The organism is Pseudomonas sp. S2_H10 (assembly GCF_054668285.1).
In genome coordinates, this window is the sequence record NZ_CP162754.1 from 6,245,443 (window position 1) to 6,269,711 (window position 24,269).

General features: G+C 60.9%; 23 protein-coding genes. 11 read left to right on the forward strand and 12 right to left on the reverse strand.

The features are described from left to right. Window positions 1-169 precede the first annotated feature (169 nt). Window positions 170-514, reverse strand: coding sequence for a DUF6124 family protein (locus tag AB4O16_RS28320; RefSeq protein ID WP_460156414.1), 345 nt, complete (start codon window positions 512-514; stop codon window positions 170-172). A 583-nt stretch (window positions 515-1,097) separates the two neighbouring features. Between AB4O16_RS28320 and AB4O16_RS28325 the strand changes: the two genes are divergently transcribed. From AB4O16_RS28325 to AB4O16_RS28340, 4 genes are all read left to right on the forward strand, one after another. Then, complete coding sequence (locus AB4O16_RS28325) at window positions 1,098-1,676, forward strand: HvfA family oxazolone/thioamide-modified RiPP metallophore (RefSeq protein ID WP_460156415.1); 579 nt, start codon at window positions 1,098-1,100, stop codon at window positions 1,674-1,676. 295 nt (window positions 1,677-1,971) lie between these two features. Beyond that, the gene (locus AB4O16_RS28330; RefSeq protein WP_460156416.1) at window positions 1,972-2,841 is read left to right on the forward strand and encodes a P63C domain-containing protein; all 870 of its coding nucleotides are present in this window, start codon (window positions 1,972-1,974) and stop codon (window positions 2,839-2,841) included. A gap of 76 nt (window positions 2,842-2,917) precedes the next feature. Continuing rightward, the gene (locus AB4O16_RS28335; protein WP_460156417.1) at window positions 2,918-3,130 is read left to right on the forward strand and encodes a hypothetical protein; all 213 of its coding nucleotides are present in this window, start codon (window positions 2,918-2,920) and stop codon (window positions 3,128-3,130) included. A gap of 187 nt (window positions 3,131-3,317) precedes the next feature. Further along, window positions 3,318-4,085: a hypothetical protein gene (locus tag AB4O16_RS28340; RefSeq protein WP_460156418.1), complete on the forward strand. Its 768-nt coding sequence runs from the start codon at window positions 3,318-3,320 to the stop codon at window positions 4,083-4,085. A 179-nt stretch (window positions 4,086-4,264) separates the two neighbouring features. Here the strand turns inward: AB4O16_RS28340 and AB4O16_RS28345 are convergent, their stop codons facing one another. The 7 genes from AB4O16_RS28345 to AB4O16_RS28375 form a co-directional block, all read right to left on the reverse strand. Beyond that, a complete protein-coding gene (locus tag AB4O16_RS28345) occupies window positions 4,265-5,056 on the reverse strand; it encodes a PDZ domain-containing protein (RefSeq protein ID WP_460156419.1) in 792 nt (263 codons plus the stop codon). A gap of 337 nt (window positions 5,057-5,393) precedes the next feature. Beyond that, a complete protein-coding gene (gene phnE, locus AB4O16_RS28350; RefSeq protein WP_460156420.1) occupies window positions 5,394-6,161 on the reverse strand; it encodes a phosphonate ABC transporter, permease protein PhnE in 768 nt (255 codons plus the stop codon). Then, window positions 6,158-6,985: a PhnE/PtxC family ABC transporter permease gene (locus tag AB4O16_RS28355; RefSeq protein WP_460156421.1), complete on the reverse strand. Its 828-nt coding sequence runs from the start codon at window positions 6,983-6,985 to the stop codon at window positions 6,158-6,160. The genes phnE and AB4O16_RS28355 overlap by 4 nt, the downstream gene beginning before the upstream one ends. Continuing rightward, a complete protein-coding gene (locus tag AB4O16_RS28360) occupies window positions 6,979-7,776 on the reverse strand; it encodes a phosphonate ABC transporter ATP-binding protein (protein ID WP_160385398.1) in 798 nt (265 codons plus the stop codon). The genes AB4O16_RS28355 and AB4O16_RS28360 overlap by 7 nt, the downstream gene beginning before the upstream one ends. Then, on the reverse strand, window positions 7,773-8,624 hold the full coding sequence (locus AB4O16_RS28365) for a putative selenate ABC transporter substrate-binding protein (RefSeq protein WP_320402636.1): 852 nt from the start codon (window positions 8,622-8,624) through the stop codon (window positions 7,773-7,775). The genes AB4O16_RS28360 and AB4O16_RS28365 overlap by 4 nt, the downstream gene beginning before the upstream one ends. A gap of 251 nt (window positions 8,625-8,875) precedes the next feature. Next, the gene (locus AB4O16_RS28370; RefSeq protein WP_460156422.1) at window positions 8,876-10,054 is read right to left on the reverse strand and encodes a trans-sulfuration enzyme family protein; all 1,179 of its coding nucleotides are present in this window, start codon (window positions 10,052-10,054) and stop codon (window positions 8,876-8,878) included. Continuing rightward, the gene (locus tag AB4O16_RS28375; protein WP_460156423.1) at window positions 10,051-11,427 is read right to left on the reverse strand and encodes a pyridoxal-phosphate dependent enzyme; all 1,377 of its coding nucleotides are present in this window, start codon (window positions 11,425-11,427) and stop codon (window positions 10,051-10,053) included. The genes AB4O16_RS28370 and AB4O16_RS28375 overlap by 4 nt, the downstream gene beginning before the upstream one ends. A 277-nt stretch (window positions 11,428-11,704) precedes the next feature. Between AB4O16_RS28375 and AB4O16_RS28380 the strand changes: the two genes are divergently transcribed. From AB4O16_RS28380 to AB4O16_RS28410, 7 genes are all read left to right on the forward strand, one after another. Continuing rightward, window positions 11,705-13,066, forward strand: a complete 1,362-nt coding sequence (locus tag AB4O16_RS28380) for a flavin-containing monooxygenase (RefSeq protein ID WP_460156424.1) — start codon at window positions 11,705-11,707, stop codon at window positions 13,064-13,066. After that, entirely contained in the window at window positions 13,066-13,476 is a 411-nt protein-coding gene (locus AB4O16_RS28385) for a RidA family protein (protein WP_046042476.1), read from the forward strand. Before AB4O16_RS28380 ends, AB4O16_RS28385 begins: the two co-directional genes overlap by 1 nt. Before the next feature lie 10 nt (window positions 13,477-13,486). After that, the gene (locus AB4O16_RS28390) at window positions 13,487-14,161 is read left to right on the forward strand and encodes a DUF1028 domain-containing protein (protein WP_160385393.1); all 675 of its coding nucleotides are present in this window, start codon (window positions 13,487-13,489) and stop codon (window positions 14,159-14,161) included. Continuing rightward, window positions 14,154-15,323, forward strand: a complete 1,170-nt coding sequence (argE, locus tag AB4O16_RS28395; protein WP_460156425.1) for an acetylornithine deacetylase — start codon at window positions 14,154-14,156, stop codon at window positions 15,321-15,323. The genes AB4O16_RS28390 and argE overlap by 8 nt, the downstream gene beginning before the upstream one ends. A gap of 34 nt (window positions 15,324-15,357) precedes the next feature. Next, window positions 15,358-16,398, forward strand: coding sequence for an ABC transporter substrate-binding protein (locus AB4O16_RS28400; RefSeq protein ID WP_460156426.1), 1,041 nt, complete (start codon window positions 15,358-15,360; stop codon window positions 16,396-16,398). Window positions 16,399-17,390: 992 nt separating this feature from the next. Further along, window positions 17,391-18,806, forward strand: coding sequence for a purine-cytosine permease family protein (locus AB4O16_RS28405; RefSeq protein ID WP_460156427.1), 1,416 nt, complete (start codon window positions 17,391-17,393; stop codon window positions 18,804-18,806). A gap of 123 nt (window positions 18,807-18,929) precedes the next feature. Beyond that, on the forward strand, window positions 18,930-19,997 hold the full coding sequence (locus AB4O16_RS28410; RefSeq protein WP_460156428.1) for a GGDEF domain-containing protein: 1,068 nt from the start codon (window positions 18,930-18,932) through the stop codon (window positions 19,995-19,997). On the opposite strand, the gene AB4O16_RS28415 is transcribed toward AB4O16_RS28410, so the two are convergent. From AB4O16_RS28415 to AB4O16_RS28430, 4 genes are all read right to left on the reverse strand, one after another. Then, a complete protein-coding gene (locus AB4O16_RS28415; protein ID WP_460156429.1) occupies window positions 19,994-20,353 on the reverse strand; it encodes a cupin domain-containing protein in 360 nt (119 codons plus the stop codon). The two genes, AB4O16_RS28410 and AB4O16_RS28415, sit on opposite strands and share 4 nt — an antisense overlap. 13 nt (window positions 20,354-20,366) lie before the next feature. After that, window positions 20,367-21,764 (reverse strand): NAD(P)/FAD-dependent oxidoreductase, encoded by a 1,398-nt coding sequence (locus AB4O16_RS28420; RefSeq protein ID WP_460156430.1) that lies wholly within the window; start codon window positions 21,762-21,764, stop codon window positions 20,367-20,369. Between the two features lie 68 nt (window positions 21,765-21,832). Then, window positions 21,833-23,107, reverse strand: a complete 1,275-nt coding sequence (locus AB4O16_RS28425) for a nucleotide disphospho-sugar-binding domain-containing protein (protein WP_460156431.1) — start codon at window positions 23,105-23,107, stop codon at window positions 21,833-21,835. A gap of 100 nt (window positions 23,108-23,207) precedes the next feature. Beyond that, a complete protein-coding gene (locus tag AB4O16_RS28430; protein WP_223595876.1) occupies window positions 23,208-24,140 on the reverse strand; it encodes a GntR family transcriptional regulator in 933 nt (310 codons plus the stop codon). Window positions 24,141-24,269: the final 129 nt, after the last annotated feature.

Below are 24,269 nucleotides of genomic sequence, written 5' to 3' on the forward strand. Positions count from 1 at the left end.
AAGCGATGATGAATGCACCACCGCCATCGCCGGCAAGCCAACTCCCACAATTGAACGTTGTGAACACGAACCTGTAGGAGCCGGCTTGCTGGCGATGCGATGGTAAATGCACCACCGCCATCGCTGCGATGCGGCGACCCGACAAACCAGCTCCTACAATTGCCCGTAATTATTCACGCGGATCAATCTGATCCAACACCCGATTCGCCGTAATCTCCGCCAACATCACACTGTTGGAAATCCCCAGCAGCGCATTGCGCGATCCACCGTCCAGATGATCCACCAACTGATGCACCATCACATCGACCGAGGCCAACGTCTCTACCAGATACACCATCAGGGTTTCGGTATCGACCTTGGGATCGACGGTAAACAGCGAGCCAGGCGTGCGCGGTGTGGCTTTGATATCTGCGGTCGAAGGGAAGGCGAGGGCAGGCTCATCGAGCTGTTTTGAATCGGGTTCATACGGGGATGCCGGATCGGTGTCCGGCGGGTTGGGGGTGACCTTGAACATGGCAACTCTCCGTCTATGAGCTAGAGCTGCACCATTCGGTTCCAAGCGAAGGGTGGCAGCTGTACGCAGGTTGGAACCCGGGAAACGGAAACCCGGCAGACCCTAAGGTCTCCCACGCACAGCCGCCATAACGAAGCACACACTCAAAGGTGTGCAGCATGGGTTATGAAGGGCGTCATGCGCCGTTTATAAATCAGGGTTCCAAGCCTGGTCGCTGAATTGGCAACGACGCGGAAACGATAAAACCAGGCCCCTGGGCGCACAAGCCGGCGGATTCTGGCGTAACCGTAGGCAACGACGCAAGGTCTTGTAGCCCCCCGGAAATACCCTACAACCCTTTTAAACAAACGCTCTTTCGGACATCAGCACCGAGTATCGCCTTTCGTGTATCGCCGTGTATCAGGGCGCTGCATCCGCATACAGCCATACAAAACCATCACTTCACGGATACAGCCCGGATACACCACTGGGGCCAAATAGACCTGTCAAAGCGAGATGCACAACGCACCTCGCCACCAGGTTCATCACCCCTTGTGGTACGACCAATAGTGGTCCAGCCACGCCATTGATCCGGAGTATCAACATGTCTCGTATCCAGTCGAACAAAACCCGCATTGGCCTGCTCGCAGTTGCACTGGTCGGCGGTATCAACTTCGCCTCCACCGCGTTCTCCGCCGAGGCCTTGCCGCAAGGCTACCAACTGGCCGCCGCAGAAAAGACCAGCGAAGGCAAATGTGGCGAAGGCAAATGCGGCGCCGAAGCCAGCGCCAAGAAGACCCAGGCCGAAGGCAAGTGTGGTGAAGGCAAATGCGGCGCCGAAGCCAGCGCCAAGAAGACCCAGGCCGAAGGCAAGTGTGGCGAAGGCAAATGCGGCGCCGAAGCCAGCGCCCAGAAGACCCAGGCCGAGGGCAAGTGCGGTGAAGGCAAATGCGGCGATGCGTCCTTCGCACGCACCGACGCCGACCACGACGGCCGCGTGTCGCTCAAGGAACTGCTGGCCGTAGCGCCCAAGGGCACAGAGGAATTCAAGGCGATGGACACCAACAGCGACGGTTTCCTGTCGGAAGGTGAGGTGTACAAGTTCCGCACCAACCAGTTCACCTCCAACGGCAAGAAAGTGCCGACTGAGCTGTTTACCAAGTTGAGCCAGGCTAAAGACTGATCGGCTGCAACGAAAAAACCCTTCCTGTGGTGATGCGCAGGGAGGGTTTTTTGTGTGAGTAGTGGTGGTTTGGCTGTCAGGTGCGGAATTGCGCTGCACTTGACCACCGTTTGCATCGGATTTAATCAGCAGGCTTTGTAACGATGTGCGGCAGAGAGCGGCCAAAAGAAGACGTTCGTTCTCGGCCATAATGTGGTCCAAAACCCAGCCAAAAAAAGGTCACTGTTTTTCGTTGACATTAGTGACCGAGATGGTCACTATTCGACTGCAAATTAAGTGACCGTGGTGAAACAGTATGGAAGTTTTTGAGTGCACCCACCGGGGTGAGCTAGTAATCGGTGATAAAACAATCTCATGTGCAGTCTTAAGCAACGGTATGAGAATAATCACGCAAACCGCGCTATTCGATGCCTTTGATCGTCCAAGGAAGGGTGAGAAGCGCATCGACGGGTTGCCCTCTGTGATCGGGGCTAAAAACCTCCTTCCATTTATCTCCGATGAGCTTAAAGAGAAATCAGCTGTCGTACACTACTACTCACCCACGGGAAAGGTTGCTTCGGGCCACAATGCCGAGTTAATTCCCCTGATATGCGAGTTGTACCTCACAGCAAACGATGTAAATGCGCTGCTGGAAAGTCAGGAGAAAATTGCTCTTCAAGCGCATATTCTGATCCGTGCTCTCGCAAAGGTTGGTATCGCCGCTCTCATCGACGAGGCAACCGGATATCAATATGAGCGCGAAAGTAACGCGCTGCAAACAATTCTCAAAGCGTACATTTCTGAAGATTTTCTCAAATGGCAGGCACGATTCCCGAGAAAATACTATCAAGAGCTATATCGGCTCTACGGTTGGGAATATGACCCTTTGAAAATGACGCACCCTCAGTATTTAGGGAAATTCACTAACGAGTATGTTTACGAGCATCTCCCAGCGGGCATACTCAAGGAGTTACGGGAAAAAAACCCAAAAAACGAGTCAGGGAATCGTGTAAAAAAACATCACCAATTCTTGTCGGGCGATATTGGTATTCCTCACTTAGAAAAACACATCACTAAGCTCATTACGATCATGGAGCTTTCAAATGGCGTAGTTGAATTTAAAAATAATTTTGATCGTGTATTCGGTGCGAATTATAAAGAGCAACTCTCTTTAACTTTGAAATAGCTCCAAATGCTTTATCAAAAAACACGACAGAGTGGAGAAGTGAGTCTCCACTCCTTTCAAATAAAGGACGATTGGCATGCCAGATAACTCACAAGTCAATATTGCCACGGCAGATGCTCTGACATTGCTTCTGCACAACCGGCATGCTCTGGGCGCGGCAATAGAGGAAGTGACGAAATGGCTCTCAGAGAATGGCGTTGAGAGCGTTACAGATAACGCAGTAGTGGCCATGAAAACCCTGGGCACAAATGCAAAAGCGATTACAGATGCGATTATGCAACTACGATAGTCCTAGAAAACTGCCAGTCACGAAAAATCCAAGGGGCGCGATATCGCGCATGATGCTCGAGCGGTCAAGCTAATCTAATTGCTATGGCACTATCTTGATAGTGTTACAGAACAGCTAAAATCAAAAAAACCTTTCATGCTCCATCTTACGAGCATGCGAACTAATATGTGCTGGGGTATTTTCGTCAATGACACCTAAAACTTTGGTGGCCCGCTTTTTTGATATCACGTCACTGTTAGCCAGCAACGCCTTTACAGCATGTGCTGCGGCGGTGATTGCCTTCGACAATTCGGGAGTTGAAGCGTCTGAAGTGCTCTTTCCTGCTGACAAGCTGGCCTTGTATGCACTCATTGCATTTTTCATGTATATGGGCCTGGCGGTTGTGGTATGGGGGTTCCGTGCATATCAAGTACGAAAGTTAATGATAAAGGCCGGCTACAAAAAATTTCCGAGGATCGAGGAGAAATCAACGGACACAATTACCGATCCGATTTTGCGCATGAAGGTTCGACAGGCTGAAGTTGAATACTACGCAGATATGCAATCAGTGTGTCTTGGAACTTCGTTCATGGCCGCGGGAATGATCGCGGCGATGTATTTGAGTAATACTGGAATTACGCCTAATGGCTGGGCTGCGACCACGGCCGCCCTGTTTGCGTATCTTGCACCAACTCTACTACTGATATTTTTTGTCTATATGGGGGTGTATTGCTTTATCAAAAGTAGGAAGTTCGTTGATACTACCCAAAAATGGATCGAAGTTGCACTTCGCAAGCCTAAGTCGGCGGACTTTGAGCCTGGTTTTATCCCGAAAACAGTTCTGTGTCGCGCTCCTGAGCGCCTTGAAAAATGGGGTAAAAGTTATTATAAAGTGATTGAGGTTAGTCATCTGGAGAAGCACCTACCTCCCGAAAATAAGCGGCAGGGTATCGTATGGTCATTCATTCCGGAATAATTGCCGACCTAGATTAATCGTCAACTTGTAGTCGTTAGTTGCACTCCACGAAGGGCAGCTATGGGGCGCTCACTGCCGCTCAGGGCCACGATACATGGTGGTTAAATCTGGCGTAAATGGCTGGTCATTTCCATTGCACGCGGGAGGGTAAACTTGAGCAATCACCACATGGGCCTGAGCTACGGTATGGTTAGTTTCTTTATTATGGATTTGCCATTACGGACAAGCATGACGTCGACCGTCTTTCCCTGGCGCGCGCGTACAAAATCGGCAGCATTAGGAATTTTGTCAACGGAAAGATTATCAGCTTTAAGAATTGTATCTCCAGGAAGTAGATCCGCTTGATAGGCAGCAGAACCGCGCACAATGGAGGTAATCACAACAGCACGTTGTGTGCCAAGAGCTTGAGCTTCCGCAGTAGTAGGTGCGCGGAAATGCAGTCCTAAGGGCTGGTTGGTCCTGACGTAGTACGTGGCGGTCTGAAAGTAGCTATCCCGACTAACTTGTATCGCAGTCCATTGTTGCCCAGAAATAGTTGCATACGAAGAGCCATATGCAGTGGCTGATCCTCCATAGTTATTGTAAGCAGTCGCTTGCCCATAACTAGTCACAGTTTGCTTAGTGGGAAGAGATACCGGTACAGCTTGGGTGTTGGTGCGCTGGTAAATGGGTTCGTAGTAGATCACCAGATCAGCACCAACTTTCCGACCTTGCTCAATTGCTTTCTGCTGTGTCGATAATTCGTCGCTGAACATACTAAACCCAAGTGCTTCAAAGCTATCTTCATAGTACGTCTGAACGTCCTGGACCGGGTTTGTGCCGAGCGCCAGGGTCGGCTCCGCAGGAGCGGGAGCGGTGCGATAGGCGGCGATATATTCTGGATCAGAAAGTGACTTGTAGCTTTTGGCGTAGGGGTTTGCGCAACCAGCTAGAGCGAGGAAGCCAACGATCATCAGTACGTTCTTGATCACAGCCATTTTCCCTATGAGCTATTTGATAGATGCCACATGTTCGAGAGCAGACCGAGCCTAGAGCGTCGTCTAGCTCGGTGGCAAGGAAATCCTCTAAAAAATCAAAAGCTGTGCAGCTATGAGGCTTTTGTCGGTGAACCGTTACGGTGGTAGTTGTAGATCGTGGAATTATATGTAGACCAGAGCAGCTGCTTCTGGCTGTTTTTGACTATCGCCACCGACAGCAATAGGTCGCTTTTTCTGCCGATCATAGCCATAAACCGCGGTAGTCAACTCCATACAAATACTTGCGCAGCTCGAATGCAATCCCGCTGAGCAAATCTATCCACTCCCCCCATCAAGCCTTAACCCACCGCTGCCGACTCCAACTACTCAACCCATCAACCGCAAACACCAACACCAACATCGCCAAAATCACCGTACTGGCCTGAGCCTCCTGAAACAGACTAAGGCTCACATAAAGCATCTGCCCCAACCCCCCAGCACCCACAAAACCCAGCACACTGGCCATCCGAATGTTGTTCTCCCAGCGGTACAAAATGTACGCCAGCAACTGCGGAAACAGGTTGGGCAGTGTGCCGTAGCAGAAAGCCCAAACCACATTGCCGCCCTGCAAACGAATGGCTTCAGCCGGTTGCGGCGGGGTGTTTTCCAGGGCTTCGGCGAACAGTCGACCCAGCACTCCGGTGGTGTGCATCGCCAATGCCAGGGTTCCGGCGTTCGGACCAAGCCCGGCGGCCAGCACCATCAGGGCGGCCCACACCAGTTCGGGAATGGCGCGCAGGGCGTTAAGCACAAGCCGTGATGCGCTCTGCAACGGCCAGCCGAATCGCCCGGCCGCCGGCAGTGCCAGCAGCAGGCCGAACACGGCGGCGAGTAGGGTACCCAGGGCTGACATGGCCAGGGTTTCCACGGCGCCTCGGCCGATGGCTTGCAGGTGGCCGGTGCTCAGGTCCGGGCTGAGAAAGCGCAGCACGTAGGCGCCCATCTGTTGCAGGTTGCCGCTGCCGGTCAGTTCGCCGAGGTCGATGCCCAGGTAGCGGAACGAGGCGATGACTGCGGCGCCGATGCCCAGGATCAGCAGCAGGTTGATCAGGCGATTCATGCGAACCTCCAGCGCAGCAGGCGGCTGATCTGATCGGCGAACAGCACCAGGACGAAAAAGGTCAGCAGCATGCTCGCCACTTCACCGCCGGCGAACATGCGCAGCGACAGGTCGATCTGCTGACCCAGGCCGCCGGCGCCGACGAAGCCCATCACCACCGACGCGCGGATCGCGCATTCCCAGCGATACACGGTGTACGACAGCAACTCCGCCGCGACATTGGGCAGGATGCCGTAGCAGAACGCGGTCAATCGACCGCTGCCGGCTTGCAGCAGGGCGTGGGCGGGGCGCTGGTCGACCGATTCGAAAATTTCCGCGTAGACCTTGCCGAGCATGCCGCTGTAGGTGATGGCGATCGCCAGCACCCCGGCGGTCGGGCCGAGGCCGACAGCGCGCACGAACAGCAGGGCCCAGACGATTTCCGGCACGCTGCGCAGGAAGATCAGCAAGCCGCGCACCGGCCAGCGCAGCAGTCGGCCCAGGGCGCTGGGGCGACCGCCGCGCGAAGCCGCCGACAGCGACAGCGCGCGGCTGGCGAGCAGGCCGGCGGGCACGGCCAACATCAGGGCCATGGCCATGCCGGCGGTGGCGATGGCCAGGGTCTGTAACGTGGCTTGCCAGAGTAACTCGAGGAACTCTTGGTCATGGGCGGGGGGCCAGAAGGCCGAGACGAAACGGCCCATTTCACTCTGGCTGTCGGCCTGGAACAGCACGCCCAGGTCCAGTTCGCTGAAATGGATGCCGGGCCATAGCAGGACGAGCGCCAACAGCGTGAGCAGCAGACGAGGAAGGGTGGCCGGGTCCCGCGTATCGCGTGTCAGCATCGGGGAATCTGCAGGCTCAAGGGCGCCACCGGCGCGGGCGGCGATTGCAGTTGCTCGTTGGCGTAGAGCCTGTCGAGCAAATCGTGGTCGACCTCGCTGGCGGGCAGGTCGAACAGGACCTGGCCGTCACGCAGGCCGATGATGCGCGAGAAGTGCGTCAGGGCCAGCTCCACGGCATGCAGGCTGGCGACCAGGGTCACCTTGTGTTCCCGGGCGTGGCGGCAGAGGATCGACAGGGTGTGCCCGGCCAGCACCGGGTCCATCGCCGACACCGGCTCGTCGGCCAGCAGCACTTCGGGGGCCTGGTACAGCACCCGGGCAATGCCCACGCGCTGCAACTGGCCGCCGGACAACTGCTGGCACTGGGCGAACAGCTTGTCGCCAAGATCGAGTTTGAGCAGGGCCGCCCGCGCGCCCGGCACATCCAGCGGATGCAGCAGGCTCAGCAGGCTTTTGGCAAAACCCCATTGCCCCAGTTTGCCGGCGAGCACCGCGGTGACCACGCGCTGGCGCGGTGGCAGTGGCGGCGCCTGATGCACCAGGCCGATGCGTGCGCGCAACTGCTGACGTCGACGCGCGGAGAGGTGCCAGGCTTGTTCGCCGAGCACCTCGACCGTGCCGCTGCCGGGGCGCAGGGCGGTGGCGAGCAGGTTGAGCAGGCTCGACTTGCCGGCGCCGGACGGGCCGATGATTGCGACCTGCTCACCGGCGGTGATGTGCAGGTCGATCTCATTTAGCGCCAGCACGCCCGTGTCGTGGGTGAGGCTGACGCGGTTAAGATGCAATGTCATTTCAGCAGGTCGGCAGCGCGCGCGGCTTCCTCGATGCCCTTGTAGTTCTCAGGCTTGGTCGCGATGAAACGGCTGGCGGCTTGCAGGTCCAGGATGGCCTTGTCTTCGGGTTTTGCCGGGTCGAGCGCGAGGAAGGCCGCCTTGATCTTCTCGGCGAGGGCCGGGTCGAGGGTGCCGCGCACGGTCCAGTTGTAGTCGAAGTAGGCCGGCGTGGTGGCGAAGACCTTGACCTTGTCGGTGTCGACCTTGCCGGCCTTGACCAGTTTTTCCCAGACGCTGGCATTGAGCACGCCGGCGTCTACTTTGCCGGCCTGGACCCAGGCGACCGTGGCGTCGTGGGCGCCGGAATAGCCGACGCGGCTGAAGTAGGTTTCCGGCTTGATGCCGTCCTGGAGCATGAAGTAACGCGGCATCAAGCTGCCGGACGTCGACGACACCGAACCGAAGGCGAAGGACTTGCCCTTGAGGTCGGCCAGCGACTTGACGGCCGGGTCGGCGGTGATGAATTTGCTGGTGAACTGCGCATCCTGCTCACGCTGTACCAGTGGAATGGCATTGCCGGTTTTCAGGCGCGCCTGCACGAAGGTGAAACCGCCCAGCCAGGCCATGTCGATGCGGTCGGTGGCCAGCGCCTCGACCACCGCCGGGTAGTCGGACACCGGCACGAACTCGACCTTCATGCCCAGTTGCTTCTCCAGGTATTCGCCCAGCGGCTTGAACTTGCGCAGCAATTCGGTGGGGGCTTCGTCGGGAATGGCGCTGACCTTGAGGGTGTCGGCAGCCTGTGCCAGCAGGGCGGTAACGGATAGGGTCAGGCCGACGGCCAGGGCCAGGGTACGTTTGAGCATGGAAGTTCTCCGGTTCAATAGCGGAAAAATGTCGATGCGCCCCGCACACGCTGATTGCTGCACGACGCTTCGTGAGGGTAGACGAAAACGTCGGGATTATAGGGACTGTTGCGTGCCAGACCAGCAAAACCTGTAGGAGCGAGCTTGCTCGCGATGACGGAGTGTCAGCCAGCCTCAGTATTGACTGATCCACCGCTATCGCGAGCAAGCTCGCTCCCACAGGTTTTGTGGTGTTCCTCAGTTCTGGTGATTTACATCTTTGCCAACGCCTGCGCCAGATCCGCCCGCAAATCCTCCACATCCTCAACCCCCACCGACAACCGCACCAACCCGTCGCCAATCCCCAGTTCCGCACGGGTATCGGCCGGAATAGTGGCGTGGGTCATGATCGCCGGGTGTTCGATCAGGCTTTCAACGCCGCCCAGGCTTTCGGCCAGGGCGAAGATCTGTACGTTCTCGAGGAAGCGCCTGGCGCCGGCCAGGTCGCTGTTGAGGTCGAGGGCGATCATGCCGCCGAAGCCGCGCATTTGCCGTTGCGCCAGTTCGTGTTGCGGGTGCGAGGGCAGGCCGGGGTAGTAGACGCGCGAGACTTGTGGCTGACGTTCCAGCCACTGCGCCAGGTCCAGTGCGTTGCTGCAATGGCGTTCCATGCGCAGGGCCAGGGTCTTCACGCCGCGCAGGGTGAGGAAGGCGTCGAAGGGGCCGGCGATGGCGCCGACGGCGTTTTGCAAAAAGCCCAGGCGCTCGGCCAGTTCAGCGTTGTCGCCGACCACGGCGATGCCGCCGATCACGTCGGAGTGGCCGTTGAGGTATTTGGTGGTCGAGTGCAGCACGATGTCGAAACCCAGCTCCAGCGGGCGCTGGATCCATGGGCTGGCGAAGGTGTTGTCGGCCACGCAGATGATGCCGCGCGCGCGGCAGGTGCGGGCGATGGCGGCGAGGTCGGTGAGGCGCAGCAGCGGATTGCTCGGGGTCTCGACCATGACCATGCGGGTGTCGTCTTGCAGGGACGCTTCGAACGCCGCCAGGTCGGTCAGGTCGACGAAGCTGAAGCGGTGTCCGGCGCTGCGCTGGCGCACCTTGTCGAACAGGCGGAAGGTGCCACCGTACAGGTCGTTGCCGGAGACGATGTGCGAGCCGGCGTCGAGCAGTTCGAGCACCGTGGAAATGGTCGCCAGCCCCGAGGCGAAGGCAAAGCCCCGGGTGCCGCCTTCGAGGTCGGCCACGCAGCGCTCCAGGGCAAAGCGCGTCGGGTTGTGCGAGCGTCCGTAGTCGAAGCCCTTGTGCACGCCGGGGCTTTGTTGCAGGTAGGTGGAGTTGGCGTAGATCGGCGGCATCAGCGCCCCGGTGGTCGGGTCCGGCGCTTGCCCGGCATGGATCACCCGGGTGGCGAAGCCCTGTGGCGGGGCGTTTTTGTCCTGTTGACTCATGGCAGGGATCTCCGCAAATGGTTGAGCATGTCGGTTCGGGTAATCAGGCCGTGGAAGCCCGAGGCATCCTGGATGATCGCCACCAGGCCACGGCCCAGCTCTGCCTCCAGTTCCGCCAGCGTGGCGGCGGGGGACAGGGTTTGCAGTTTGTCGGTCATGGCGCTGGCCACGGTCTTGCGGAAGTGCGCAACGTCTTCATGCACGCCCAGCAGGATGTCGGACTCGTCGATCACGCCGACCAGTTGCTGACCCTTCACCAGCACCGGCAGTTGCGAGACGTCCGCCAGGCGCATGCGCTGGAACGCGGTGAGCAGGGTGTCGTCGGGGCCGACGCTGATCACCCGGCCATCTTCGAAGCGCCGCGCGATCAGGTCGCGCAGGTCGCCGTAGTGCTTGCGTTGCAGCAGGCCCTGATCGTTCATCCACTGGTCGTTGTAGACCTTCGACAGGTAACGCGTACCGGTGTCGCAGACGAAGCTGACCACGCGTTTCGGCTGGGTCTGTTCGCGGCAGTAACGCAGGGCGGCGGCCAGCAGGGTGCCGGTCGACGACCCGCCGAGAATGCCTTCGGCGCGCAGCAACTGGCGGGCGTGGTCGAAGCTTTCCTCGTCGCTGATCGAATAGGCGTGGCGCACGCTGGAGAGGTCGGAAATCGACGGAATGAAGTCTTCGCCGATGCCTTCCACCGCCCAGGAACCTGGGGTGGGGAGGGTGCCGCTGCGGCTGTATTCGGCCATCACCGAGCCGACCGGGTCGGCCAGGACCATTTCCAGGTCCGGCTGCACGCGTTTGAAGAAGCGGGTCAGGCCGGTGAGGGTGCCGGCCGAACCGACACCGACGACGATCGCGTCCACATCGTGCTGGGTTTGCGCCCAGATCTCCGGCGCGGTGCTGCATTCATGGGCCAGCGGGTTGGCCGGGTTGTTGAACTGGTCGGCGAAGAATGCATCGGGAATCTCCGCCGCCAGCCGCGCGGCGACGTCCTGGTAGTACTCGGGATGGCCCTTGCCGACATCGGAGCGGGTGATGTGCACTTCGGCGCCCATGGCCTTGAGGTGCAAGACCTTCTCGGTGGACATCTTGTCCGGCACCACCAGCACCACGCGGTAGCCCTTGGCGCGACCGACCAGGGCCAGGCCCAGGCCGGTGTTGCCGGCGGTGGCTTCGACGATGGTGCCGCCGGGCTTGAGGCGGCCATCGCGTTCGGCGGCATCGATCATCGCCAGGCCGATGCGGTCCTTGATCGAACCGCCGGGGTTCTGTGATTCGAGTTTGAGAAACAGCGTGCACGGGCCGGTATCGAACCGGCTGACGCGCACCAACGGTGTATTGCCGATCAGTTCGAGCACGGCAGGGCGGGAATTGGTAAGCATGTCGTCACTTCCTTGCGCTAATTCGCACTGGGTGGACAGCGGCCTGCAATGTGCCATCAGGCGTCAATCACAGGCATTGCATCGCTAGGACCATAGGCCGGGATCCGGCCACCCGCAACCTCGCACAGCCGATCGGTCGGCTCGACGCTTTTTCCTCGCCAGCAACCACAAAAAACATAATTTCGCTAATCCCCGGCTCCGAACAGAATGCGGCCAACACCCTGACACCGATAGCCGTAGCAGAAGAACAACAGTGATCAGAATCGAGGCGGCAGCCATGACCGACCTGAATCAAACCACCTTTCAGAAGTGCACAGCCATGACAGTTGATAAAACCGAAATTGATACGCTTGTTGTTGGCGCCGGCCAGGCCGGCGTGGCCATGAGTGAACACCTGAGCAAACTCGGAGTGCCCCACCTGGTGCTGGAGCGCAACCGTGTTGCCGAAGCCTGGCGCACCGGTCGCTGGGATTCGCTGGTGGCCAACGGTCCTGCCTGGCACGACCGCTTCCCGGGACTGGAATTCGACGGCCTGGACCCGGATGCCTTCGCCGGCAAAGAACGGGTGGCTGCGTACTTCGAAGCCTATGCCCGCAAATTCAATGCGCCGATCCGCACCGGCGTGGACGTGAAGAAAGTCGAACGTAATGCCGACCGTCCGGGGTTCACCGTTGAAACCTCCGAGGGTGTGATCGAGGCTCGCCACGTGGTGGTCGCCACCGGCCCGTTCCAGCGTCCGGCCATCCCGCCGATTGCCCCGGACATCGCCGGCATCAGCCAGATTCACTCCGCTCAATACTTCAACCCGCAGCAACTGGCCGAAGGCGCCGTGCTGGTGGTGGGCGCCGGTTCCTCGGGCGTGCAGATCGCCGATGAACTGCAGCGCTCCGGCAAGCAGGTCTACCTGTCGGTGGGTGCCCACGACCGTCCGCCGCGTGCCTATCGCAACCGTGATTTCTGCTGGTGGCTGGGGGTGCTTGGCGAGTGGGATGCCGAGGCCATGCAGCCGGGCAAGGAGCACGTAACCATTGCTGTGAGCGGTGCCCGCGGCGGCCACACCGTGGACTTCCGCCGCCTGGCCCATCAAGGCATGACCCTGGTCGGCCTGACCCAAGCGTTCAATGGCGCCGTGGTGAGTTTCGAAAACAACCTCGCCGACAACATCCGCCGTGGCGATGAAAACTACCTGGCACTGCTCGACAAGGCCGACGCCTATATCGAACGCAACGGCCTCGACCTGCCGCTGGAACCGGAAGCGCGCGCCATGCTGGCCGATCCGGACTGCGTGACGAATCCAGTCCTTGAGCTGGACCTGGTCAAGGCCGGCGTGACCACGATCATCTGGGCCACCGGTTACACCACCGACTACAGCTGGCTGAAGGTCGACGCCTTCAAGGACAACGGCAAGCCGCAGCACCAGCGCGGCGTGTCGGCCGAGCCGGGCGTGTATTTCGTCGGGTTGCCGTGGCAGTCCCGTCGTGGCTCCGCGTTCATCTGGGGCGTTTGGCACGACGCCAAGCACATCGCCGATCACATCGTTAAACAGCACACCTATTTCAACTATCGGGATGCGACCCAGCGTCAAGCCGACGCCGCCCGCGCACCTCTTCAGAAAGCCAGCCTCATGGGAGTTCGTTGATGCCTACTCATACCCGCATCCGCATGTTCAACACCAAAGACACCTACCCGAACCAGACGCTCGACAACGACCTGTGCCAGGCCGTGCGCGCCGGCAACACCGTGTATGTGCGTGGTCAGGTCGGTACCGATTTCAACGGTCAACTGGTGGGCCTCGGTGATCCGCGCGCCCAGGCCGAACAGGCCATGCGCAACGTCAAGCAATTGCTCGAAGAGGCGGGCAGCGACATGAGCCACATCGTCAAGACCACCACTTACCTGATCGACCCGCGCTACCGCGAGCCGGTGTACCAGGAAGTCGGCAAGTGGCTCAAGGGCGTGTTCCCGATTTCCACCGGCCTGGTGGTCAGCGCCCTCGGCCAGCCGCAGTGGCTGATGGAAATCGACGTGATTGCCGTTATCCCCGAATAAGGAATTCACCATGACTTTTTCCATCGTGGGTCGCTGCGCCGAGACCGGCCAGCTGGGCATTGCCATCAGCTCTTCGAGCATTGCCGTCGGCGCGCGTTGCCCCTGGCTGCGCGCCGGAGTCGGTGCGGTGTCGAGCCAGAACATCACGCTGCCGGCCCTCGGCCCGCAGATCCTCGATGAGCTGGCCAACGGCTCGGCGCCGCCCCAGGCGCTGGACCACTCTTTGACCCGCAACGGCTACAGCCAGTATCGGCAGGTGGCGGTGGTGGATGCCCATGGGCGCACGGCGGTGTTCAGCGGCAACCATGCCCTGGGCATCAACAACGCCGTGGCCGGTGATCAATGCGTGGCGGCCGGCAACCTGCTGGCCAACAGCGGGGTGATCGAGGCGATGGTCGCGGCGTTCGAAAACAGCGAAGGCTGCCTCGCCACCCGGCTGATGAACGCCTTGCAGGCCGGGCAGGACGCCGGCGGTGAAGCCGGCGTGGTGCACTCGGCGGCGCTGTCGGTGGTCGGTGACCTGACCTGGCCGATCGTCGACCTGCGGGTGGACTGGGCCGATGAAAACCCGATTGGCGAGCTGGGCAAATTGTGGACGGCCTATGAGCCGCAACTTCAGGATTATCTGACCCGCGCTCTCAATCCAACCCTGGCTCCCGCGTATGGAGTACCCGGCGATGAGTGAGTTGCGCAGCCGCGCCATGCTCGCGCGGTTGATCGGGTTCGCCACGGTCAGCCGCGATTCGAACCTGGCGCTGATCGAGTTCGTGCGCGACTACCTGCGCGACCTCGGCGTGGATTGCGAACTGATCTACAACGCCGAGCGGACCAAGGCCAATCTGTTGGCCTCGGTCGGCCCGAGCGTGGCCGGCGGCATCGTGCTGTCCGGTCACACCGACGTGGTGCCGGTGGACGGTCAGGCGTGGACGGTCGAGCCGTTCTGCCTGAGCGAGGCGGGCGGCAAGCTGTATGGGCGCGGCACCGCGGACATGAAAGGTTATCTGGCCTCGGTGCTGGCGGCGGTGCCGATGTTTCTCGCCAGCCCCTTGAAGCGCCCGGTGCATTTGGCGTTTTCCTATGACGAAGAGGTCGGTTGCCTCGGCGTGCGCGGCTTGCTCGAAGTGCTGCCGCAACGCATCCCGGCACCGGCCTTGTGCCTGATCGGCGAGCCGACCGAACTCAAGCCGGTGCTCGGCCACAAGGGCAAGCTGGCGATGCGTTGCCACGTGCGCGGCGCGGCCTGTCATTCGGCCTACGCGCCTTATGGGGTCAATGCTATCGAGCAGGCCGCGCGCCTGATCGGCCGGCTGGGTGACATCGGCACCACCCTGGCGCGCCCGCAGTTGCACGACAAACGCTTCGATCCGGCGTTCTCCACCGTGCAGGTCGGGGTGATCCAGGGCGGTACGGCGCTGAACATCGTGCCCGCCGATTGCCGTTTCGATTTCGAGATCCGCGCCTTGCCGGACTTCGCCCCGCAAGTGGTCGTCGATGAACTGCAGGACTACGCCGAGCAGACGCTGTTGCCGGCCATGCAGGCCGTGGACAGCGATACCGGCATCCGCTTTGAAAAAATCTCGGCCTATCCCGGCCTGGCGACACCGGCCGACAGCGCCGCCGCCCGACTGATTGCCCAACTGTGCGGCAGCGACGAGTTCAGCACCGTGGCCTTTGGCACCGAGGGCGGGCTGTTCGACCAGGCCGGCATTCCTTCGGTGGTCTGCGGTCCCGGCAGCATGGACCAGGGGCACAAGCCCGATGAATTTGTCAGCGTCGATCAGATGGCGGCCTGTGACCGCCTGATGGATCGCCTGGCGGCGTACTTGAGTGAATCCGAACACCCATGACAACAACGGGCCACCAGGCCCGAGGAAGTGATCCATGTCCAGATCCTTGCGTTGCAGTGTTCCGTTTGCCCTGGCGTTGTTGAGTGCCAGTGTGTGGGCGGCCCCCCAGGACCTCACCGTGATTTCGTTCGGTGGTGCTACCAAACAGGCCCAGGATAAGGCCTATTTCCAGCCCTTCAACGCCAGCGGCGCGGGCAACATCATCGCCGGTGAGTACAACGGCGAGCTGTCGAAGATCAAGGCCATGGTCTCCGCCGGTCACACCAGCTGGGACGTGGTGGAAGTCGAAAGCCCCGAGCTGTTGCGTGGCTGCGAGGAGGGCCTGTTCGAGAAGCTCGATGCGGGACGCTTTGGTGATTCGGCGAACTTCGTGCCGGGTGCGCTGACCGAATGCGGGGTGGCCACTTACGTCTGGTCGATGGTCATGGCCTTTGACCAGAGCAAGCAGGCCAAGGCGCCGCAATCCTGGGCGGACTTCTGGAACGTCGCCGACTTCCCGGGCAAGCGCGGCCTGCGCAAGAGCGCCAAGTACACCCTGGAAATCGCCTTGCTCGCCGACGGCGTCAAGGCCGATGACATCTACAAGGTCCTCAATACCCCGCAAGGCGTGACACGGGCCTTTGCCAAGCTCGACCAGATCAAGCCGAACATCCAGTGGTGGGAGGCGGGCGCCCAGCCGGCGCAATGGCTGGTGGCCGGGGATGTGGTGATGAGCGCGGCCTACAACGGGCGGATCGCTTCGGCGCAGAAGGAAGGCATGAAACTGAGCATCGTCTGGCCGCAGAGCCTCTACGACCCGGAATACTGGGCGGTGGTCAAGGGCACGCCGAACAAGGCGCTGGCGGAAAACTTCATCGCGTTTGCCAGCCAGCCGCAGACGCAAAAAGTCTTCTCGGAAAACATCCCTTACGGGCCTGTGCATCGCCAGACCCTGCCATTGCTGCCCAAGGACGTGCAGGAACAATTGCCGACCGCCGAAGCCAACCTGGCCGGCGCCCGAGCGGTGGACGCCGAGTTCTGGGTAGACCACGGCGAAGAGCTCGAACAGCGCTTCAATGCCTGGGCTGCGCGGTAGTTCAGCCAACACATAACCCTGTGGGAGCAACTGTCTTCAGCATGCCACTCGTCACCGCCATCGCGGGCAAGCCCGCTCCCACAAAAATCCCGGTCGGCCGCAAGTTTTGCAGCCAACCGCTTTACCCCTGTGGGAGCGGGCTTGCCCGCGATGAGGCCATCAGATCCAACATCTTCGTTGGCTGACCCACCGCCATCGCGGGCAAGCCCGCTCCCACAAAAATCCCGGTCGGCCGCAAGTTTTGCAGTCAACCGCTTTACCCTTGTGGGAGCGGGCTTGCCCGCGATGAGGCCATCAGATCCAACATCTTCGTTGGCTGACCCACCGCCATCGCGGGCAAGCCCGCTCCCACAAAAATCCCGGTCGGCCGCAAATTTTGCAGTCAACCCTTTACCCTGTGGGAGCGGGCTTGCCCGCGATGAGGCCATCAGATCCAACATCTTCGTTGGCTGACCCACCGCCATCGCGGGCAAGCCCGCCCCCACAAAAATCCCGGTCGGCCGCAAGTTTTGCAGCCAACCGCTTTACCCCTGTGGGAGCGGGCTTGCCCGCGATGCGGCCAGTACAGGCGACATCAATGTTGCCTGACCCACCGCCATCGCGGGCAAGCCCGCTCCCACAAAAATCCCGGTCGGCCGCAAGTTTTGCAGTCAACCGCTTTACCCCTGTGGGAGCGGGCTTGCCCCGGGCGGCGTTCCGACGATGAGGCCATCAGATCCAACATCTTTGTTGGCTGACCCACCGCCATCGCGAGCAAGCTCGCTCCCACAGGGATTTTGTCGTTCGTGCTGTGCTTTGTTTTCTGTCGAAATTGGTTTTTCCTGCTGATAAATAGCCATTACTACGCAATCTTTTTTAAGGTTTAAAGGCACAAATTAACTAATTTTCCTCCCCGCACTCTTTGTCCATGATCACTCCCAACAAGAAATGCGCCGTTCCGTCCGCGCACACCGAAGTACGAACACGTACTCATCCTTGCCTTGGAGTTCGTCATGTCCACCACCGCTTCATCCGCCCCGCTCATCGAGAAACACACGATCGGGTACGTCCCTCCTGAGGATCGCCACGGAAAGGTCAAAGATCTGTTCACCCTGTGGTTCGGCGGCAATATCGCGCCGTTGCCCATCGTCACCGGCGCGCTCGGCGTGCAGCTGTTTCACCTGAATCTGGTCTGGGGCATTGTCGCGATCATCGTCGGCCATCTGGTCGGTGGGGTGCTGATGGCGCTGCACTCGGCGCAAGGCCCGCAGATGGGCATTCCGCAGATGATCCAGAGTCGCGCGCAGTTCGGTTCGCTGGGCGCGTTGCTGGTGGTGGTGATTGCCGGCGTGATGTACATCGGTTTCTTCGCTTCCAACATCGTCCTGGCCGGCAAGTCGTTGCACGGCGTGGTCGAGAGTGTGCCGGTGTCGGTGGGTATCGTCCTCGGCGGCCTCGGTTCGGGGATCATCGGCATCATCGGCTACCGCTTCATCCACGTGCTCAACCGCATCGGCACCTGGGTGCTGGGCCTGGGCATCGTGCTGGGCTTCGGCTACATCCTGACCCATGTGCAGACCGACGACTTCCTCACCCGCGGCAGCTTCAACATCTCCGGCTGGCTGGCCACGGTGTCGCTGGCAGCGCTGTGGCAGATCGCGTTCGCGCCCTACGTGTCCGACTACTCGCGTTACCTGCCCAAGGACGTCAAGGTCCGCTCGACCTTCTGGGCGACCTACCTGGGTTCGTCGCTGGGCTCGATCCTGTCCTTCGTGTTCGGCGCTGTCGCCGTGCTGGCAACGCCGGTGGGCATGGACACCATGGACGCCGTGAAGCTCGCCACCGGTGCCATCGGCCCGTTGATGCTGGTGCTGTTCCTGCTCAGCGTGATCAGCCACAACGCGTTGAACCTGTATGGCTCCGTGCTCTCGGTGATCACCCTGCTGCAAACCTTCGCCCACCGCTGGATTCCGACTGCGCAGAGCCGGGCAGTGCTGTCGCTGATCATCCTCGCCGGTTGCTGCGTGGCGGCCATCGGTGCCTCGGCGGATTTCATCGGGCACTTCGTTGACCTGGTGCTGGCCTTGCTGGTGGTGCTGGTGCCGTGGACCGCGATCAACCTCATCGACTTCTACGCAATCCACAAGGGCGACTACGACATCGCCTCGATCTTCCGCGTCGACGGCGGCATCTATGGCCGCTTCAACCCGCAGGCACTGTTGGCCTACGCCATCGGCATCGTGGTGCAGATCCCGTTCATGAACACACCGATCTACACCGGTCCCGTGGCGGTGCATATCGACGGTGCGGACCTGTCGTGGCTGGTCGGCCTGATCGTGACCACGCCGCTGTACTACTGGCTGGCGAACCGCGACACCGCGTACCGGCGCCGGCAGAACATGGCAGGTGTGATGTCGGGCAACATGTAATGGCTGTTGGAACAGGCGTACCGCGTTGAAAGGTTTGTGTAATTGGCGATAGCTGTTTTTCGGGCGTATGGCTATGCTCAGCGAGTTTGCCAAACGCCAATGATAAACAACCACAGTGAAGCCATGAGCCAATCAGACACGCGTGCGACTGTTCTAGCGCTGTATCCAGAAGACTCCCGCGAGGCGGCGGCATTGCTCAAGCAGGCAGTGCCGCTGATGGTTCGTCACAACATACCGCCCAACCCGGTGCACTACGCGCTCTGGTACACCTACAGCAAAGGCCAGGAGCCGGAACTCAATCGGCACCTGGACCGGGTGGTCAACGACTTCGACTATTTCCCGCCGGAGTCCGCTACCAAACTGTTCCGCGAATACATCATCCGCGATGAACTGGCGGACGCCCGCTCCGGCCAGCAGGACGCGATCAACCTGGTCGACGACATGGAGCGCGATGTTTCGCGCAGCGTGAAGGGCAACCAGAACTTCCAGGCCAGCCTCGGCCAATACCTGCAAATGCTCGAAGAGCCGGCCACCGAGCGCTTGCCGAGCATCCTGACCCAGCTGCAACAGAGCACCCAGCTGATGCAGAGTCAGCAGGAGCATTTTCTCGCCCAGTTGCAGTCCGCGCAGCATGAGGTCAAAAGCCTGCGCGACAAGCTGGAGCGCGCCCAATTGGCGGCGACCCTCGATGGCCTGACCGAATTGCTCAACCGCAGCACCTTCAACCGCAAGCTCGAGCAGGCGATGAACAGCGCGCCAACAGGCGTGGCGCTGGTGATGCTGGATATCGACCACTTCAAGCAATTCAACGACCAGTACGGCCATCCCTTGGGCGATCGCGTGCTTCAGCATGTCGCCCAGGTGCTGCGCGATTCGCTGCCCGGCGAAGCGTTCGCGGCGCGTTATGGCGGAGAAGAGTTTTGCGTGGTGCTCAAGGATTGCCCGGACCTGGCGGCTGCCGGCGCTTTTGCCGAGCGCCTGCGCCTGAAGATCCAGTCGCTGCGGGTCAAGGCCCGGGGCACCGACACGGTGCTGGACACCATCACCGCCTCGTTCGGCGTGGCCCATGCGCAAGCCGGCGACACACCGGAAAGCCTGCTGACCCGCGCCGACGACGCGCTGTACCAGGCCAAGCGCAACGGCCGCAACCAGGTACGCCAGCAGCCTGACGTAGCGGTCGCGGCCATTTAGCCGAGGATGAAGTAGACCTTGCGCACCGTCGTGAGGTTTTCCCAGGTGCCATTAAATCCGCTGGCGACCACGAAGGAGTCGCCGGGGCCGAACGTGCGCGCGACGCCCTCGGCATCGGTCAGGCGCACCGTGCCTTCGAGAATGTGACACAGCTCATCGTAATCGCACTGGCAACGCTCCCGGTGCGGCCCTGCCTCCCAGATGCCGGCCACGGCGTTTTTCCCAGGTTGCACAAAGTGCCGCCAACTCTTGCTGCGATAAGGCGCGTCGACCACCGCTGGGTCGTTGATTTCGGTTTCACGGGGGACAAGTTCACTGGCGAAGTCGATGACGTGCCGGGGCAGGGCTGTGGACATGGTGGTCTCCGGATCAGGAATCGAAGCCGATGCCAAAGGCATCGAAGGTCTTGAGCAGCAGGTCGCGGTGACCGTCGCGGTCTTCGCGCGCCAGTGAGCGCTGGGCCAGTTTCACCCCGACATACCGCAAGGGCTCGGGCGGAAAACGGAACGGCGCCTTGGAGGTCATCAGCAGTTCGGTGCGCTCGGTGCGTTCGCCGGCCAACAGGTCGAGCATGTTCAGCGCAGCGAAGCGGCTGGCCGATACACCCTGCCCGGTGAAACCAAGGGCATAGGCGACACGGCCCTGATGCTCGCATCCGGTGAACATCGTGGTGCGTGCGGAAGTGTCGATGATGCCGCCCCAGGCATGGCTGAAACGCACGTCGCGCAGGGCCGGGAAGGTCTGTTGAAACTGTTCGGCCAGGCGCTGGAAGCTTTGCGGGCGTTGGGTCAGGGCTTCGTCGCGGCGCCCGCCAAAATGGTAGATGGCGTCATAACCGGCCCAGAGAATGCGGTTGTCGGCGGTCTTGCGCAGGTAGTGGAACTGGTTGCCGGCGTCGGCGATGCCGTAACGGCCGGTCCAGCCGATGGCCTGCAACTGCGCATCGCTCAAGGGCTCGCTGACCAGGCTGTAGTCGTAGACCGGGATCACGCTCGATGCCAGATGACCGAGCAGCGGCGGGGCGATGTTGGTGGCGAGGGCGATCTGCCCGGCGATGATTTCGCCATTGGCTGTGCGCAGGCGCACGTTGTCCATGTCCGCATCCAGTTGCAAAACAGGGCTGTTTTCGAACAGTTGAACCCCTTGCTCAAGGCAGACTCGGCGCAGTTCAGCAGCCATTTTCGCCGGGTTGAGCAGGGCGTAATTGGGTTCGAACAAGCCGGCCGCATAGGTCGGGGAGTCGAGTTTCTCTGCCAGATCGCTGCCTTCGAGCCACTGGCAATCGATGCCGAAGCGGGCGTAGTTGCGCTGCATCGAGCGCAGGCCGTCGACCTGCCACGGCTGGCTGGCGACGTTGAGTTTGCCCTGGCGTTCGAACTCGACCTGCATGCCGAAACGATCGAGGTCGGCGGCCAGCTCATCGAGGTTCTGCCGGCCCAGGCGGATCAATTGCTCTGCTTCATCTGGCCAGCGCTTGAGTGCGTTGGAGACGCCATGGGAAATGCTCGGCGCGCAGAAGCCGCCGTTGCGCCCGCTGGCCTCACCGCCGCAGCGTCGCGCCTCGATGATCGCGATGCTCATGCCTGGATTGCGCTGGCGTGCCAGCAGTGCGGTCCACAATCCGGTGAATCCGCCACCGACCACCGCCAGGTCGCATTGCACCGTGCCGGTAACGGACGGTGCGGCAGGTGGTGGGGTGACGGTGTCCTGCCAGAAGGGATGAGGCAGGACATGGTCAAGCGCATCGAGATGCGATGGGGCATTCATGCTGAAACTCCGGCGTGTGTCGGGCAGCGACGATGGCGTTCGCTTGCCCGAGGTTTTTGTTGTTTTGGCTAGAGGTCGAGAATCGCGCGAGCGGCAATCTCGGTGCCGCGGGTCGCCTGCATGCGCTGGCTGAACGATTGGAGGCGTTGTTTCATCGCCTGGTCGCCCAGCAGCTGTTCAAGCGCGGCGGGCAGGGCGGCCAGGGGATCGGCAAAGCGCGGCAGGTAGCGGCCGACGCCGGTTTCCTCGGCGCGGGCGGCGTTGTCGTGACCGTCCCAGCAATAGGGAATGATCAGCGACGGCAGGCCGAAGTACAGCGCTTCGCAGAAGCTGTTGTTGCCGCCGTGGTGGATGAACACATCGCACTCCTTGAGCACCGCCGGCTGGGCAAACCAGCTGTCGAGGTACACGTTGTCCGGCACGGTGGTGTACATGTCGCGGTAGGCGCCGACGTTGACCAGGAAGCGATAAGGCAGGGTTTCGATCGTGCTGATCAGGCGCTTCATCATCGCCGTGTCGGCGGCGCCGAGGCTGCCGAAGCTGAGGTAGATCAGCGGCGCGTCGTTGTGCCGTGGAAAGTCCGGGACGATGTACGGCGCTTCGCGGCGCACGCAGCCGTCGAGGTAGACGTAGCGCTGCGGGTCCAGTGGTTGCCGGCGTTCATAGCGCACCGGTGTCGGCGACAGCAGCAGGTTCAGCCATGGCGAATCGGTGAGGAATTGTCCGGGTGGACACGGCGCGGTGCTGTTACTCAGGAGAAACTGGGAAAAGCGTTCATGGGCCGGTGCGACAGCCTTGAGGTACTGCTCGGTGTAACGCTCGCAGGCCTGGGTGTCACTGGCCAGGCACCCGGACAGGTACGGCGGAACGGCGGCATCCGGCAGTTCGGTCTCGGTGCAGGACACCACCCGCACCCACGGGCAGCCGGCGTTGGCGATGGCCGGGAACATCACCACGTTGTCGAGCACGATCGCGTCGGGCTTCAAGCGGCTGAGCAATTGCTGCAGCGGCTTTTCCGACTCGATGGCGGTGTCGATGATCGCTTCCCAGGCCGGCGCCACGTAGCTGTCGATCTGTGCCAGCGGGGTCTGGTCGAAGTACGGGATGCTGCGCTCGATGAAGCGCTCCCAGTAGTGCTGGTGTTCCGCCGCCGACAATGGGCTCACTTGCGGAATCGGGTATTCGTCGAAACCGTATTCGGCGAACAGCCCCTGGAAATGCTCATGGCAGATGAACACCGGTTTGGCGCCCAGCTCACGCAACGACTGAGCGATACCAATGCAGTTCAAGGCCGCGCCGAAACTGGCTTCCGGGAACAGGGCGATCAGTTTTTGTTTGTGCATGGCGAGGGACTGTCCATGGCGGGTCAAACCCGCCGCTCCTGAAGGTGTTTTTGATGCTGTCTTATTTTCAAAAAAAAATCATCATGTTTTTACAAGGTGGTTAGCGACGCCCGAACAGATGGCTTTGCGGGATGCCGCGGTTGGCGGTTTGCGGGCGTTGCGCGGCGCTCAGGCGCAGGTGCAGGCGCAGCAGGTCGGCGGCGATCTCCATCTGCCCACGCTCGATCTGCGCAATGATCTGCAGGTGCTCGCGCAGGGCTTCCTGCAGGCGGTGCACGCTCACCGACGGCAGCAGGTTCGGCAGGCGGCGCAAGCCCTGGTGCTGGAGCAGGGCGTCGCTGATGAAGCGGTTGCCGCAGCTCTGGGCCAGCAGTTCGTGGAAGCTGATGTCCAGCTCGCGAAACTGCTGCAGATCGAAGTCTTCCACGGGGCGCGCGAGCAGGCCTTGCATGGCGCTGCGCAACAGCGCCAGGCGTTGCGGGTCGGCATTGAAGCTCGGGCTGAGCAGGGCTTCGGGCTCGAGGATCAGGCGGAATTTCAGGCTTTCTTCGAGGGCGGCGAGGCTGTTCAGCGATGGGCGAAACAGCCAGGACTGGCCGGGGCCGCGCTCAATGGCCTGGCTTTCGCTCAATTGCTGCAGGGCTTTTTGCGCCGCCGGCCGGCCGATGTCGTAGCGGCGCATCAGTTCGCTGATGCTGATGCTGTCGCCCAGGCGCCCGGCCATGCGGTCACGCAGAACCGAGGCGGCCAGCTCTTCTTCTTCGGCTTGCGGCAAGGCGGCGTTGAATGCCGAGCCAGCCGGGGATGCCAACAGGGTGTAACCCTTGCCGGCCTCATGGCTCAGCAGATTCTCTTCCAGCAGCACTTTCAGTGCACCGCGAATCAACGTGCGCGAAACCTGGAACGTGCGGGCCAGAGCCTGTTCGGCCACCGGGTCGCCGGCCACCAGGCCGCTTTCCTGGGTGTGCTCGAGGATGCGCCGGGCCAGTTCGAGGTGATTGGTGCGCGGTTTTTTTTCGGCTGTCGTGCTCAAGCGTCTTTTCTCGTTGTGATCCGCTGTGGGACTCAGTTGCTCATCTTATGTCATGCGCCGGTTGGACGTCAGGCCGGAAAAAATGCGTTGACATCTTTTGATACTGGTCCTAATTTCTAAAAAAAAACA

Excerpts from the sequence above, each read along its gene's own strand:
- AB4O16_RS28320 (WP_460156414.1), bottom strand. The coding sequence starts at position 514 with ATGTTCAAGGTCACCCCCAACCCGCCGGACACCGATCCGGCATCCCCG.
- AB4O16_RS28325 (WP_460156415.1), top strand. The coding sequence starts at position 1,098 with ATGTCTCGTATCCAGTCGAACAAAACCCGCATTGGCCTGCTCGCAGTT.
- AB4O16_RS28330 (WP_460156416.1), top strand. The coding sequence starts at position 1,972 with ATGGAAGTTTTTGAGTGCACCCACCGGGGTGAGCTAGTAATCGGTGAT.
- AB4O16_RS28335 (WP_460156417.1), top strand. The coding sequence starts at position 2,918 with ATGCCAGATAACTCACAAGTCAATATTGCCACGGCAGATGCTCTGACA.
- AB4O16_RS28340 (WP_460156418.1), top strand. The coding sequence starts at position 3,318 with ATGACACCTAAAACTTTGGTGGCCCGCTTTTTTGATATCACGTCACTG.
- phnE (WP_460156420.1), bottom strand. The coding sequence starts at position 6,161 with ATGAATCGCCTGATCAACCTGCTGCTGATCCTGGGCATCGGCGCCGCA.
- AB4O16_RS28355 (WP_460156421.1), bottom strand. The coding sequence starts at position 6,985 with ATGCTGACACGCGATACGCGGGACCCGGCCACCCTTCCTCGTCTGCTG.
- AB4O16_RS28360 (WP_160385398.1), bottom strand. The coding sequence starts at position 7,776 with ATGACATTGCATCTTAACCGCGTCAGCCTCACCCACGACACGGGCGTG.
- AB4O16_RS28365 (WP_320402636.1), bottom strand. The coding sequence starts at position 8,624 with ATGCTCAAACGTACCCTGGCCCTGGCCGTCGGCCTGACCCTATCCGTT.
- AB4O16_RS28370 (WP_460156422.1), bottom strand. The coding sequence starts at position 10,054 with ATGAGTCAACAGGACAAAAACGCCCCGCCACAGGGCTTCGCCACCCGG.
- AB4O16_RS28375 (WP_460156423.1), bottom strand. The coding sequence starts at position 11,427 with ATGCTTACCAATTCCCGCCCTGCCGTGCTCGAACTGATCGGCAATACA.
- AB4O16_RS28380 (WP_460156424.1), top strand. The coding sequence starts at position 11,705 with ATGACCGACCTGAATCAAACCACCTTTCAGAAGTGCACAGCCATGACA.
- AB4O16_RS28385 (WP_046042476.1), top strand. The coding sequence starts at position 13,066 with ATGCCTACTCATACCCGCATCCGCATGTTCAACACCAAAGACACCTAC.
- AB4O16_RS28390 (WP_160385393.1), top strand. The coding sequence starts at position 13,487 with ATGACTTTTTCCATCGTGGGTCGCTGCGCCGAGACCGGCCAGCTGGGC.
- argE (WP_460156425.1), top strand. The coding sequence starts at position 14,154 with ATGAGTGAGTTGCGCAGCCGCGCCATGCTCGCGCGGTTGATCGGGTTC.
- AB4O16_RS28400 (WP_460156426.1), top strand. The coding sequence starts at position 15,358 with ATGTCCAGATCCTTGCGTTGCAGTGTTCCGTTTGCCCTGGCGTTGTTG.
- AB4O16_RS28405 (WP_460156427.1), top strand. The coding sequence starts at position 17,391 with ATGTCCACCACCGCTTCATCCGCCCCGCTCATCGAGAAACACACGATC.
- AB4O16_RS28410 (WP_460156428.1), top strand. The coding sequence starts at position 18,930 with ATGAGCCAATCAGACACGCGTGCGACTGTTCTAGCGCTGTATCCAGAA.
- AB4O16_RS28415 (WP_460156429.1), bottom strand. The coding sequence starts at position 20,353 with ATGTCCACAGCCCTGCCCCGGCACGTCATCGACTTCGCCAGTGAACTT.
- AB4O16_RS28420 (WP_460156430.1), bottom strand. The coding sequence starts at position 21,764 with ATGAATGCCCCATCGCATCTCGATGCGCTTGACCATGTCCTGCCTCAT.
- AB4O16_RS28425 (WP_460156431.1), bottom strand. The coding sequence starts at position 23,107 with ATGCACAAACAAAAACTGATCGCCCTGTTCCCGGAAGCCAGTTTCGGC.